General features: G+C 54.4%; 11 protein-coding genes. 1 reads left to right on the top strand and 10 read right to left on the bottom strand.

All coding sequences use genetic code 11. The features are described from left to right. Positions 1-54: 54 nt before the first annotated feature. The 10 genes from ACK8P7_RS03965 to ACK8P7_RS03920 form a co-directional block, all read right to left on the bottom strand. On the bottom strand, positions 55-1,212 hold the full coding sequence (locus tag ACK8P7_RS03965) for a cysteine desulfurase family protein (RefSeq protein WP_410042932.1): 1,158 nt from the start codon (positions 1,210-1,212) through the stop codon (positions 55-57). Between the two features lie 73 nt (positions 1,213-1,285). Next, a complete protein-coding gene (locus tag ACK8P7_RS03960) occupies positions 1,286-2,068 on the bottom strand; it encodes a 16S rRNA (uracil(1498)-N(3))-methyltransferase (protein WP_410042931.1) in 783 nt (260 codons plus the stop codon). A 150-nt stretch (positions 2,069-2,218) separates the two neighbouring features. Next, complete coding sequence (dnaJ, locus tag ACK8P7_RS03955; RefSeq protein ID WP_410042930.1) at positions 2,219-3,340, bottom strand: molecular chaperone DnaJ; 1,122 nt, start codon at positions 3,338-3,340, stop codon at positions 2,219-2,221. 91 nt (positions 3,341-3,431) lie between these two features. Then, the gene (gene dnaK / locus ACK8P7_RS03950) at positions 3,432-5,309 is read right to left on the bottom strand and encodes a molecular chaperone DnaK (protein ID WP_410042929.1); all 1,878 of its coding nucleotides are present in this window, start codon (positions 5,307-5,309) and stop codon (positions 3,432-3,434) included. Between the two features lie 128 nt (positions 5,310-5,437). Next, positions 5,438-6,085 carry a nucleotide exchange factor GrpE gene (gene grpE, locus ACK8P7_RS03945; protein WP_410042928.1) on the bottom strand — a complete coding sequence of 216 codons (648 nt, stop codon included), beginning with the start codon at positions 6,083-6,085 and terminating at the stop codon, positions 5,438-5,440. Between the two features lie 53 nt (positions 6,086-6,138). Beyond that, positions 6,139-7,176, bottom strand: a complete 1,038-nt coding sequence (gene hrcA, locus ACK8P7_RS03940) for a heat-inducible transcriptional repressor HrcA (RefSeq protein ID WP_410042927.1) — start codon at positions 7,174-7,176, stop codon at positions 6,139-6,141. A 204-nt stretch (positions 7,177-7,380) separates the two neighbouring features. Continuing rightward, positions 7,381-7,959 (bottom strand): 3D domain-containing protein, encoded by a 579-nt coding sequence (locus ACK8P7_RS03935; RefSeq protein ID WP_410042926.1) that lies wholly within the window; start codon positions 7,957-7,959, stop codon positions 7,381-7,383. A gap of 443 nt (positions 7,960-8,402) precedes the next feature. After that, positions 8,403-9,221 (bottom strand): 3D domain-containing protein, encoded by an 819-nt coding sequence (locus tag ACK8P7_RS03930; protein ID WP_410042925.1) that lies wholly within the window; start codon positions 9,219-9,221, stop codon positions 8,403-8,405. A 148-nt stretch (positions 9,222-9,369) separates the two neighbouring features. Next, positions 9,370-10,386 (bottom strand): DNA polymerase III subunit delta, encoded by a 1,017-nt coding sequence (holA, locus tag ACK8P7_RS03925; protein WP_410042924.1) that lies wholly within the window; start codon positions 10,384-10,386, stop codon positions 9,370-9,372. A 157-nt stretch (positions 10,387-10,543) separates the two neighbouring features. Next, positions 10,544-12,085: a sodium/proline symporter gene (locus tag ACK8P7_RS03920; RefSeq protein ID WP_410042923.1), complete on the bottom strand. Its 1,542-nt coding sequence runs from the start codon at positions 12,083-12,085 to the stop codon at positions 10,544-10,546. A gap of 275 nt (positions 12,086-12,360) precedes the next feature. On the opposite strand from ACK8P7_RS03920, the gene hemW reads away from it, so the two are divergent. Continuing rightward, complete coding sequence (gene hemW / locus ACK8P7_RS03915) at positions 12,361-13,551, top strand: radical SAM family heme chaperone HemW (RefSeq protein ID WP_410042922.1); 1,191 nt, start codon at positions 12,361-12,363, stop codon at positions 13,549-13,551. Positions 13,552-13,666: the final 115 nt, after the last annotated feature.

Here is a 13,666-nt window from a genome sequence, read left to right as displayed (position 1 = left end):
CTCTCTTTCTAGAAATTCACTTTCTGTGTTATAAAGGACACTTCGATTTTTGGGTCAGAATCGTGTAAAACGACGAAGCACCGGAAGCAGCTCACGGAGCGCGTCCATGCAGATATCGACCTCTTCCTTCGTATTTTCGGCACCGAAGGAGAAACGGATCGTGGAGTCCAGCAGCTCCGGCTTCACACCGATCGCCTTCAGCGCACCGGAAATACCCGGGTGATTGCTGGAGCAGGCACTACCGGAGCTGACATAGATGCCTTTCTCCTCGAGTGCATGCAGCAGTACCTCCGCACGCACCTTCTCGAAGGATACCGAGAGAATATTTGGTGCGGACAGTGCGCCGCGCTCGGAATTGATGGTGACACCCTCGAGGGTTTCCAGAGAATCGATGAAGTAGTCCTTCAGTGCCTCGAGGGAGGCCTTATTCTCCTCGAGATGTGCGCAGGCCATCTCGGCGGCGAGACCGAGGCCCGCGATGCCCGGAACATCATGGGTACCGGAGCGCATATCCTCCTGCTGACCGCCACCATAAATCAGCGGGCGCAGTCGGATCTTCTCGTCCTTATAGAGAAAACCGACTCCCTTCGGGCCATGCAGCTTATGACCGGATACCGACATCATATCAACATGCTGCAGCTTCGGACGAAGTGGAATCTTGCCATAGGCCTGGATCGCATCCGTGTGGAACCATGTATTCGGATTACACTCCTTCACGACACGTCCGATCTCCTCGATCGGCTCGATCGCACCCATCTCGTTGTTCACGGTCATGATCGTCACCAGGATGGTATCTGGACGGATCGCCGCACGAAGATCATCGAGGGAAATATGTCCCTTCGCATCCACTGGAAGATAGGTCACCTCGTAGCCGAGCTCGACGAGCACATCCAGCGGACGGTAGATCGCCGCATGCTCGAACGCGGAAGAGATGATATGCTTTCCCTGCTTTCGCTTCGCCATCGCCGTCCCGAAAATCACGGTATTGTTTGACTCCGTGCCGCCGGAGGTGAAGAAGATCTCCTTCGGCTTCACCTTCAGGGTCGCAGCCACCTGCTCCCGCGCATGACGGAAATACTTCTCGGCGTCGAAGCCCTTCGTGTGCTTCGAGGACGGATTTCCGTAATCCTCGGTCAGGGTCTTCATCATCAGCTCCACAACCTCCGGATACGGCTTCGTCGTTGCAGAATTATCAAAATAAATTTCTCTCATGTTTATGTCCTGTCTTTCTATGAACGGCCGTGACATATCCCGAAACATGTTCACCGGCTTTCGCTTTTCAGGCTTACGCCTCGATCGATTCCAGGGTCAGCATCAGGATGCTCATACTGGTGATTGCTGCTGTTTCTGTACGTAAAATGCGTTTTCCGAGGGTGATCGGCTCGATGCCATGCGCCATGGCATCCTCGATTTCCACATCCGCAAATCCGCCCTCCGGTCCGATGAAAACCGCGATCTTTCCATGCTTCGGAAGCTTCCGAAGCTCCTCCATGGTATGACGGATATCCTTCGCGTTTTCATACGGGATCAGCCGGAGATCGAAGTTTTCCACGAAGCGCATGGCATCCTTCCACTTCATGACCGGCATCACCTCCGGGATGATGGAACGCTTCGACTGCTTCGCAGCCGCCTCAGCGATCGCCTGCCAGCGCTCGACCTTCTTCGCTGCCCGCTTCTCATCGAGCTTTACGACGGTGTTTTTCGTATCGAGCGGGATCACCGCATGGGCACCGAGTTCGACGGCCTTCTGCACGATGAGCTCCATCTTATCCTGCTTCGGAAGCCCCTGAAACAGATAGATATCCGCCGGCAGCTCATGCATCTCCTCCACGAAATCGATATGGAGCAGCACCTCCTCCGCGCTCATCTCCGCCTCCGCGCACCCGTCCGCATCATGAATCTCTGAAACCGTGCACTCATAGTCCGTCCCCTCGCCATCGGAAATCAGAACCTTCTCCCCCGGCTTCGCCCGAAGCACCTGTCTGAGATGCCGGTAATTCTCACCCGTGAGCCGCACCAGCCGTGCCTCGGTATCGATGTCTGTTCTATCTACAAAAAAATGATGCATTTCTTCCTCACATGCGTACTCGCGTATCGCATCAAACGAAATCTGATGTTAAACCGCCGCTATTATAACAGACGATACAGAAAAGTGGAAGAATCTATAAAAACAGCCCCGGAGGACAGCTACTGCAGTCCTCCGGGGAATCGGGTATCATCATGCGTCTACGGTCTCGCCGCAGGCCTCCGCGTAAGCCTTCAGTGCCTCACGCTGCTTTTTATTCAGTTTCGTCGGAATATTGACGACGATCGTCACATACTGATCGCCTCGAAGATTCGGGTTGCTCAGGCTCGGTACACCCTTGCCACGCAGTCTCGTCTTCGTATCCGACTGGGTGCCCGGCTTGATCTTCAGCTCCACCGGACCATCCACGGTCTTGATCACCTTCGTACCGCCGAGTGTCGCGGTCGCGAAGCTGATCTCCTCGGTCGAGTAGATATTTGTACCCTGTCGCTTGAAGAACGGATGCTGGGAAACCGCGACATCGACGAGAAGATCACCTCTCGGACCGCCATTGGTTCCCGGATCACCGCCACCGGAACGGCGCAAGGTCTGTCCATCATCGATACCGGCCGGGATCGTCAGCTCGATGTTCTTCTCCGTCGCGATGTAGCCCTCGCCACGGCAGTCCGGACACTTCTCCTTGATGATCTTACCCGAGCCATGGCAGTCCGGACAGGTCGCCACCTGCTGCACCGTACCGAACATGCTCTGCTGTGTCATCACCACCTGTCCACGGCCGCCGCACTTCGAACAGGTCTCCGGCTGTGTGCCCGGCTTCGCGCCCGTACCATTACACTTCGGGCAGGTATCCTTATACCGGATCTTGATGTTCTTCTTACAGCCCTTGATGGCCTCGTCGAAGCTGACACGAACACTCGTACGGATCGACTGACCACGGGTCGGCTGGTTTCCTCGACTGGCACCGCCATAGGAGGAGAATCCCCCACGGCCGCCGAAGCCGAACAGGTCTCCGAAAATATCGGAGAAGTCCATGCCACCGAAGTCGAAGCCACCATAGCCTGTACTCTGACCAGCTGCCGAGTTCGGATCGAAGGCTGCATGGCCATAGGTGTCATACGCCTTTCTCTTCTCCGGATCCGAAAGAACTGCATAGGCCTCGTTGCATTCCTTAAATCTGGCTTCCGCCTCCTTATCACCTGGATTCGCATCCGGATGGTACTTCTTGGCAAGCTTACGGAATGCCTTCTTTATCGTTGCGTCATCTGCGTTTTTATCCACGCCGAGGACTTCATAGTAATCACGCTTTTCTGCCATGTGTTTCTATCTCCTGCTGATTTTCTTTCTCACAAGACGAACGTATGCCTCCGGCGCATGCGCCGGAGGCTTTCCGTATGTCTTTCAGGAATTAAACTTCCTTGAAATCGCCATCCACTACGTTGTCATCCGGGTTGCTGTTGCTGTTTGCTGCACCCTGATCTGCTGCGCCCTGAGGGCCAGCCTGACCTGCTGCACCGGCAGCCTGTGACTGCTCATACACCTTTGAGAACAGGGACTGCGAAGACTTCATCAGTGTCTCCTGTGCAGCCTTGATCTTCTCTGCGCCGTCCTTCGTGATGGACTCGAGCGGATTTGCTGCGAGGACATCCTCGAGTGCCTTCAGATCCGCCTCAACCTGAGACTTATCGGAAGCAGAAACCTTATCACCAACCTCTTCCAGTGCCTTCTTGGTCTGGAAGACGATGGAATCTGCACCATTTCTGGTCTCGATGGCTTCCTTCTTCTCCTTGTCGGCTGCCTCATACTGAGCAGCTTCCTTTACGGCCTTATCGATATCATCCTGGCTCATGTTTGAACCGGAGGTGATGGTGATGTGCTGCTCCTTACCGGTACCCTGATCCTTCGCGGATACATTTACGATACCGTTCGCATCGATATCGAAGCATACCTCGATCTTCGGAACGCCACGACGTGCCGGGAGGATACCATCCAGACGGAACTGGCCGAGGGTCTTGTTATCTCTTGCGAACTCACGCTCACCCTGTACGACATGAATGTCTACAGCGGTCTGGTTATCCTCTGCGGTAGAGAATACCTGAGAAGCATGGGTAGGAATGGTTGTATTTCTCTTGATGAGCGGTGTTGCCACACCACCGAGGGTCTCGATGGAAAGTGTCAGCGGTGTTACATCGAGAAGAAGAACATCACCGGCACCGGCATCACCGGCGAGCTTACCACCCTGGATCGCCGCACCGATAGCTACGCACTCATCCGGGTTCAGGGTCTTGCTCGGCTCCTTACCGGTCAGCTGCTTTACCTTCTCCTGTGCAACCGGCATACGCGTCGAACCACCGACGAGAAGAACCTTTGAAAGCTCTGCGGCCGTCATACCTGCATCACGAAGTGCATTCTGTACCGGAACAGCGGTTCTCTCAGTGAGGTCTGCGGTCAGCTCCTCAAACTTCGCTCTCGTAAGCGTCATATCGAGGTGCTTCGGGCCCTCTGCGGTTGCCGTGATGAACGGAAGGTTGATCTCCGTGGTGGTCGAAGCAGAAAGCTCCTTCTTTGCCTTCTCAGCGGCTTCCTTCAGTCTCTGAACGGCCATCTTATCCTGGCTGAGGTCGACGCCCTCTGCCTTCTTGAACTCCTCAATCATCCAGTTCTGGATACGTGCATCGTAGTCATCACCACCGAGGCGGGTATCACCGTTGGTTGAAAGAACCTCGATGACACCGTCACCGATATCGATGATCGATACATCGAAGGTACCACCACCGAGGTCATATACCATAACCTTCTGCTCGTCGCCCTCATCGAGGCCGTATGCAAGTGCAGCTGCGGTCGGCTCGTTGATGATACGCTTTACATCGAGGCCGGCGATCTTACCAGCATCCTTGGTTGCCTGACGCTGTGCATCATTGAAGTATGCCGGAACCGTGATGACTGCCTCGCTTACCTTCTCACCGAGGTATGCCTCTGCATCTGCCTTCAGCTTCTGGAGGATCATCGCAGAAATCTCCTGCGGGGTATAGTCCTTACCGTCGATGCTTACCTTATAGTCTGAACCCATATGTCTCTTGATGGAAGAGATGGTACGATCTGCGTTGGTGACGGCCTGACGCTTTGCAGGCTCACCGACGAGACGCTCACCATTCTTTGTAAAAGCAACGACCGACGGGGTTGTTCTCATACCCTCTGCGTTTGCGATGACGGTCGGCTTACCACCTTCCATAACGGCTACGCAGCTGTTTGTCGTACCTAAGTCAATACCAATAATCTTTCCCATAACGATATCTCCTTTATCTAAAACGAAATTATAAAAACTTGTAATCTATCTACTTGCCATCACCGGATTGCTTCCGCGCTCTGGTGAAGGTGCTTCAAACGCCGGTTTCCCGGCGGAATGAACATACTTTATTTTTTAACCTTGACCATCGAGTGACGAACCACCTGGCCCTTGTAGGTATAGCCCTTCATCAGGTCCTGGGTGATCGTATCCTCTTCGGCATCACTCTCAGTATCCGTCATCACGGCGTTGTGCAGGTTCGGATCGAACTTCTCGCCCTCCGCCGGAATGGCCTTTACATCGAGGTCCTCAAACATCTTCTCAAGCTGCTTATAGATGCCGCGTACGCCCTTCGTAAAGGCGTCGTCCTCATCCTCCGGATCGACGGTACCGAGCGCACGCTCGAAATTATCGACCACTGGAAGCAGCTTCTCGATGACCTCTCGTGCACCGAAATCGAAGTTCTGTGACTTCTCCTTCTCGGTCCGCTTACGGTAATTATCAAACTCGGCATAGAGGCGGATGTACTTATCCTTCTGCTCTGCCAGCGCGTCCTCATACTTCTTTTTCAGCTTTTCAGTTTCTGCATCCGAAGCTTCCGGTGTCGCACTCTGCTCAGCGCTCTCTGCCTCTCCGGCATCCTTTGCATTGCTTTCCTTCGTTTCTGTATCCTTCACAGCATCTGCTGCCGGAGCTTCCTGCTCCGCCGTCTTTCCTGCATTGGTCTCCTCGGTGCCCTGCTCCTCAGAAGACTTCTTTAACTCTTCGTCTATCAAGATAACCTCCTATCACATCCTGTCCGGATGTTCCGTTCATTCTCTGTACATCTCTATGACCGAAATGCCTGATCCATCTCTCCCTGAATCTTCGAGAGAACCTCCAGCACTTTTTCGTAATCCATGCGTTTCGGTCCGATGACACCGATCGTTCCTCGAAGCCCGTTACCGAGCTCGTAATTTGCGGTGACCACGGAGCAGTCCGCCATGTTTTCCATCGGCGATTCACTGCCGATGTATACCTGAATCTGATTTTTCTTTTCCGGCTCGTTTCCCTGCACTTCATGGACCAGCTCGGCGAGCTCATCCTTCGATTCGAAGGCATTGATAAGGCGGGAAGCATTGTCCGACTCCGTGAGCTCCGGATACTTGAAAATATTCGTAGCACCGGACGTATAGATGCGTGCATCCCCGGATCGGATATCCAGTATGTTGATGATTGCCTGAAGGATCGCACCCACTGCATCCTTATGCTGTGTCCGGGCGAGGATCTGTCCGATCCGCCCCTCGGTGATTTCTTCACCACTCAGGCCATCCAGTGTGTCGTTCAGGAGCATGTTGATACTCAGCATACGGTTAAAGTCCAGCTCATCCTGTCCGCTCAGCATCACCGTTGCGGTTCGAACGATGTTGCCCTGCATCATGATGACGAGAAGCACTCTTCTCGCATCCACGATCGACGTCTGGATGAACTTGATCTTATTCGTATGGATCGACGGCTCGGTGACCACCGCAGCGTAGTTAGTATCCTGTGCCAGGTTCTTTACGAGCTGCTTCAGGGTCGTCTCCAGCTTATCGACCTTCTCGAACATCTCCGTTTTCACATCATCGATTTCATGCTGATGATGCTCCATCAGCTGATCGACATAGAAGCGGTATCCCTTATCACTCGGGATACGACCGGCGGAGGTATGCGGCTGCATGATGTAGCCCATTTCCTCGAGGTCGCTCATCTCGTTACGGATCGTAGCAGAACTAAGGCTGAGTCCGGAATACTTGCTGATCGTACGCGAGCCGACCGGTTCACCGGTCTCCAGATAGTTTTTAATAATCGTTGTAAGGATGACCACCTTACGCTGATCCAGCTCCATCTCTGCCACCTCCTCTTCGCCTGTTAGCACTCGAAATATCGGAGTGCTAACATCTATTTGCTATATTACTCGATTTTGGAATGATGTCAAGGATTAGCCTCGATGAATTTGTGAAAAAATCGTGAAGAAAGGGAGCCGACCGCTATGGCCAGCTCCCCTTCTTCACGATATTCTGTTTTTTAAATTCCGTCGAATCGAGAGCGCTTACGGAAGGACGTATACGTCGGCATACGCAAGTATGTTTCGCGCCTCCGCATGGGTGTTATAAAACACATCGATGTGTGCCCCACGCACTCCACCGCCACAGTCCTCTGCGACGTACTCATGGCCGTTGATCAGAAGATGCGTGCCATATGGAATCACGCGTGGGTCGACTGCAACCGTCCTGCCGGCGGTCGCACGTGCGCCGGTCGCGGTACGTGTACCATAGCCCTCGGAGCATCTGGCGCACGGGCAGTAGCCTGTCAGCTTGAAGCGCCCCAGCGGCGTCGCCTGCCGGCCATCGATCGACACCGTCTGTCCCGACAACGGTGTCGCCTGCTGCTTCTGCTTCGCTTCTTCTACTGCCTGTGCAGCATACGTTTCCTGTACGGTGGTGAAGTGTGGGTTGGTGCTGGTATTGAAGAAAAGTACATTGCCCAGGCTCTGAGATGCATAAACGCCGGAGCTTGCGCTCTCATCTGCATACGTACGCATGGACATCGCCATCGTAAGAATCATCAGTACGATGAGCAGCATCATCTTCCCGATCATACCTCTCTGCTTCTGTAGATTTAAACTCAAAATAACCTCCTGTGTGTGCGCCGGTGTCTCTAACTTCTCTTTCCGTTTTTTCTCACATGAACCGGCATGAACGAAGAGCTCCGGATCGGAGCGAGCTCAACGCACGAAAGTATACGGATAAATCCAAAAAATTGTCAAGCCCCTCATCTATCAGTCATACGCTTATACGCGTATGACTGCGCATTATTTCATCGGAGAGTCGAGTGTGTGATTATAAAAAGTTTATAAGATCGTAAGAATTAAAAAAGTGAAAAATCACGCATTTGCGTGTGATTTTTCACTTTTTTCAAGTCTTTATTTTACTGTTTTTTCGCTTCCCGCGTCCTCTTCAAGACCGAAATAAACGGATGAAAACACCCCCTGTTTCGTCTTGCTCCGGCAGCTGTATCGGGACGAATCTCAGCGCCTGTTTCGTGCATCCGCGAGGAGATCGATGTCCCGCTTCAGCTCTTCGGAACGGCCACGAAAACCTCTGCGAAACGGTGTCCGAGGGCGGTCACACCGAAGGCTTCTTCGTAGCTGTTGTAGTAGATATCAATCAGATTTCCCTTCACGGCACTGCCGATATCCTCAACCGTATACACCGTATGATGAATGAAAACCTTCGTCCCCATCGGCAGGATGGTCGTATCCGCCGCGATCGTATGATCTGCCTTCGGCCAGGTGCCGGAATTGGTTTTTCCATTTCCGTAGTAGCCGGTGATCTGGAAGATGCCGAGGGAGCTGCCCTTCGTATACTTCGTGGACTCCTCGGTCACGACGGCCCCGATCGGTGTTTCGCCTGTACGCGTACCGACGCTCGCCGCTGCTTCCTCCTGTGCGATCTGTGCCGCCAGGTCCGCTGCCTCCGCCTGCTCTGCCGCCAGTTTCTCCTGCAGTGCTGTGGACGGATCCGTCGCGCTGCCCGCTGCTGCCGTCGTCGCGATCGCGCTTCCTGAAGAAGCATTCGCAACCGGCGCCGGGCTCTCTGCAGATGACGCTGTCCCTGTCGTCACGGTCGTGCTCTCCGCAGCCGGCGTGGTGGTACTTTTTCCCTTGCGTCCGCTTCGCGCGGTCACCAGAACCGGCCTTTCTGCACCATCTGTCGTCGTTGTATCCTGCGGGTTCATCGTGCCTGTGTAATAAGTCGACTGACTCAGCTCACTGATGGAAACGCCATCCACCCATGCCGGACCGACCTGCGCTTCCGCCCATGCAGGTATCGCAAAGCAGGTGGCGAGGCAGAGGGTCAGAAGCGTCCTCCACACATGATTCTTTTTCATCCTTTTCCTCCTGAAAATAAGGGAGTCGGGTGCACTTTTCAGGTAGAAACTGTGTTTTTTCCACAGAAATCTCCCACTTTGTGCACGATTACTATAAGAACCATAATACAGATCTGAAAAACCGTCAACTTACGTTTTTCTGTCGGTCTTACGTGGTGAGCAACAGCTCGACGGCCATCTGGTCCGTCAGATTCCCACTCTTGATGGCTTCATCATATTCATAGAAGCGTCGGATATAGTCCTCGATACCATGGCGTGAGTACTGCCGCGCCTGATCCGTGAGCTTCCGGTAGATCCACGGACTCACACCGACATACGCCGCCGCTTCCTGGGCGCTCATATCCCTGTCCATCGCCTCACGTGCGAGCAGCAGCTGATTGAAGTTCCGGCGCATGAGATGCAAAAGACGCATCGGTGCCTCCTGCAACGTCAGCAGATCCCGGTAGTACTGAAGCGCCTTCTTCGTATGCCCGAGTCCCATCTCAGACACCATGTCAAACACACGATCCTCGACATTCTGCGAGCAGATCGCCTCGACATCACTGTCCTCGATGACGTCCCGCACACCAGTATAGGCGATCAGCTTCTCCATCTCTGAAGCGATGTTATCCATGCTGGTGCCGGTCTTATCGAGGAAAAGCTCCATCGTCGAATTCCGGATCTTCTTCCCCGCCATTGTAAGATACCGCGCCGCCCAGCGACCGAGCTGTGCGCGGTCCTGCTCCCCGAGCTCACAGGCGAAGCCGTTCTTCTGCACGAGCTTATAGAGCTTACTGCGCTTATCGATCTCACCCTCGATGAACATGAGATGTGCCGTATCCGGATAGTGCGCGCTATCCTCGAGATAGTGCAGCAGCTTCTCCGGTGCCGGCTTCTTGAACCATTCACTGCCGCTGATGATCACGAGCCGCCCCGTGTTCTCTCCGAAGGTAAACGGAATCGTATTCAGAAGATCGATCAGCTCCTGCACATCCGGTGCACCATCATAAAACGTATAGGCCATCCCCTCCTCGCCGCCGAAGGCCGCACGGAACTGTTTCTTATAAGAAAGCTTCAGATACTCCTCCGAACCGTAGAGCAGGTAGCAGGGCCGAAAGCGAAGCGCCTTCAGATCCTCATTCAGTGCCAGATATTCCGTTTTCGACTCTTTCTTTCCGTACGCCATCGTTCCTTTTCTCTCCCTGTATGGAGGCCAATGCCTCCGACGTCACATCATCCTGTCCCGTTTCATTTTCCGAATACAAAATAAGGCCAATGCCTTGCGTGCCACCATTATAGCACGACAGAAGCATTGGCCCAGTCTCAATTTATGGAATGCTGAATCAGTGGTTCCGAATGCGCTTCTGAACCTCATCATAGTCCGCGGTCACCTCCGCATTCGGTGCCGGCGTCGCGAGGCTCACGAGGATGTTCACGAGAATCGCCACAAGGAAGGCCGGAAGCAGCTCATAGATGTTCCAGAGACCGCCCAGCGGACGGATGCTGTACTTCCAGAAGAAGACCATGAACCCACCCGCGATCATACCGGCGGTCGCACCATACTTGTTGGAGCGTCTCCAGAAGAGCGCGAGGAGAACAACCGGTCCGAAGGAAGCACCGAAGCCCGCCCATGCGAAGGATACGATCTGGAAAACCGAGCTGTCCGGATTCCATGCGATACCGATGGAAAGACCGGCGATCATCAGGAGGCAGACACGCGCCACGTACAGAAGCTGCTTCTCATCGAGATGAATGTGCAGCACATCGGTCAGAATATCGTTTGCGATGGAGCTCGACGCTGCAAGCAGCTGTGAATCCGCGGTCGACATGGTCGATGCCAGAATACCGGACAGGACGACACCGGCGATCAGTGCCGGCAGGACGCCATGGGTTGCAAGCAGCTTCGCGATCTCGACGATGATGGTCTCCGACTGGTTGCCGCCGAGGCTCGGGATCGCGCCGGCCGCCGTCATACCGAGGCCGACGATACCGATGAAGATCGCCACGCTCATCGAGATCACCACCCATACGGACGCGATCCGTCTCGAGAGCTTCAGCTTCTTATCATCACCGATCGCCATGAAGCGAAGCAGGATATGCGGCATACCGAAGTAGCCGAGGCCCCATGCCAGCGTCGAAACGATGGTGATGAGACTGTATGGGCTGGAGGTCCCGCTCGTCGGATCATACACCAGCAGCATATCGAGGTAGCCACTAAGTCCAGATGCGTTCTGGAGAACGGCCGCGAAACCACCCGCTCTGTGCACACCGAAGACGAGGACGATCAGAAGTGCGAGCGACATGACGATGCTCTGGATGAAGTCCGTGGTTGACGCTGCGAGGAATCCGCCGAGGGAAGTGTAGCCGACGATGACGAAGGCACTCGCGATCATCGCCACATGATAGTCTGCACCGAAGAGACTGCCGAAGAGCTTACCGCAGGCAGCAAAGCCGGACGCCGTATACGGGATAAAGAAAATAACGATCACCACCGCCGCAATCAGGGTCAGGATCTTCTTCCGGTCATTATAACGGTTTGAGAAGAACTCCGGAATCGTGATGGAGTCATTGACCTCGGTATAGATACGGATACGCTTCGCAACGACGAGCCAGTTGATATAGGTACCGAGTGCGAGACCGATGGCGGTCCAGCCCGGATCCGAGATGCCGCTGAGATACGCGAGGCCCGGAAGGCCCATGAGCAGCCAGGAGGACATATCCGACGCCTCTGCCGACATCGCCGTCACAAAGGGGCCCAGGGAACGACCGCCCAGGAAAAAGTCCCCCGCCGTCGCATTCTTATCGGATACCTTGAATCCGATGAAGAGCATGCCGACCAGGTACAGGACCATGGCTACCATCATTCCGATCTGTGCTACTGTCATCTTTCTTACCTCTCTTTAATACAGGAAGTCCGCCGTTCTTTTTCGAGGCAACGCATGAAAGCGTGCAAAAAGGCCGCGTTCTCCCAACAAAAAATATGTGTATGATCATACCCCTTCAAAGGAAAGATTGCAAGGAGAATAGGACATGCGCGCGCATGTCTTTTTTATATGGCTGTTATGCGCATGCACCACCGCAGGAAAGTGGCACCGTTACGTGAATTGCAGAAATCCGGCGCTTATGTTACATTATTCTTTAGATTTTTCAGGAGAAAACCATGCTGGACAACAAGATTATCGATTCAAACGACCATCAGCAGCTCGAGCTGTACATCCACATCCCATTCTGCGCACGAAAGTGCAATTACTGTGATTTCCTCTCTTTTCCGATGAAAGAAACGGAGCACGGACCCTACATCGATCAGCTCTGTGCAGAGATTCGGGAAAGTGCCGCGCTGGCGACGAACTACGAGATCTCGACCATCTTCATCGGTGGCGGCACCCCGTCACTGCTGGATCCGAAGTACATCTCACGCATCATGTATTACATCCGCCGCTTCTATACCGTCCGTCCGAGCGCCGAAATCACCATCGAGTGTAACCCGGCCTCGACCATCGCGTATAAATTTGCGGCCTACCGCGACGCCGGCATCAACCGTCTGTCCATCGGTCTCCAGTCCGCCGACAACGACGAGCTCCGCACCCTCGGTCGTCTCCACCTCTTCGAGGACTTCCTGAAGTGCTACCAGAGTGCGCGGATGGAGGGCTTCCGGAACATCAACATCGACCTCATCGACGAGATCCCGGGGCAGACCGAGAAGTCCTGGCGCGAGACGCTCCGCCATGTGCTCATGCTGAAGCCGGAGCATGTCTCGATCTATAACCTCATCGTCGAGGAGGGGACGCCGTTTCGGGCAATGCAGGAGGCCGGTAAGCTGGCACTTCCTTCAGAGGATACGCAGGCCGCCATCGACGCGCTGACCCGCGAGATGACGGAGCGCTACGGCTACCAGCGCTACGAGGTCTCGAACTATGCAAAGCCGGGCTACGAATGCCGGCATAACTACGGTTACTGGTCCGGTATCCCTTACCTCGGCTTCGGTCTCGGTGCTGCCTCCTGCTTCCAGGGCGAACGCTGGAGCAATCTCCGAAGCTTTCCGCAGTACCTCGCACTCGACATGGCTTCAGAACTTCGGCAGGGCTGCCCGACACTGCACGCAGAGCATGCAACACAGCGCGTGCAGGATCAGATGGAGGAGTTTATGTTTCTCGGGCTTCGCCGCACCGCCGGCATCTCCGAGGTCGAGTTCAAGACCCGCTTCCAGGTCGATATTCATTCCGTCTTCAGCGAGCAGCTGCAACGCTACACCGACGAAGGCCTTCTGATCCACGAAGGCTACCGCTACCGTTTTTCCGAGCGCGGTATGGACGTCTCGAATTTCATCCTCAGCGATTTCCTGCTGGACTAAAAAACCGGAGGGCGGTCTCCGAAGACCTGGTCGCCTGCGGCGGAAAAAACTAGAATCGGACCTTTAAGAGGCAGTAAGCCCTCTGCAATCGACGGAGTTCCCTTGATGGGAACTC

It is taken from the genome of Oribacterium sp. P9 (genome assembly GCF_046365365.1).
In the GTDB taxonomy this organism is placed as follows: Bacteria; Bacillota; Clostridia; order Lachnospirales; family Lachnospiraceae; genus Oribacterium.
This window is presented reverse-complemented; position numbering and strand designations above follow the sequence as displayed.